The sequence below is a fragment of the Massilia frigida genome, assembly GCF_011682175.1.
Lineage (GTDB): Bacteria > Pseudomonadota > Gammaproteobacteria > Burkholderiales > Burkholderiaceae_D > Telluria_A > Telluria_A frigida.
The window spans coordinates 1-296 of sequence record NZ_WHJG01000217.1 but is presented as its reverse complement, the minus strand read 5'-3'; the positions used below and the strand labels follow the sequence as shown (position 1 = coordinate 296).

General features: G+C 63.5%; 1 pseudogene. It reads right to left on the bottom strand.

The window, feature by feature from the left end:
* Positions 1-296, bottom strand: a pseudogene (locus tag F2P44_RS34745) (hypothetical protein); the annotation flags it as partial.

The window sequence follows — 296 nt, the reverse complement described above, 5'->3', positions numbered from 1 at the left end:
CCGTGATTTTCGGCGCCACGCACTCGTAGCCGCTCAAGGGATCCTTGAGCATCGCGCCGTTCAGGCCAATCGACATGCGCGACTCGGTGCGGGTCAGTCCCAGCACGAAGGAGTTAGGAGCGGCCGGCGTAGGCCCGCCCGGCTTCATGGCGGTCAGGCCGTGAAAGGAGACTGTGTTGTTGATGGTGTAGCCGTTCTGCGCCGACGTCAATACGGATACCGCCTTGTCGATCGAATCCTCGCAGCGCACCTGGAAAGCGGTGCGCGCGGCCCAGGAACTGTGCGAGCAAACCAGG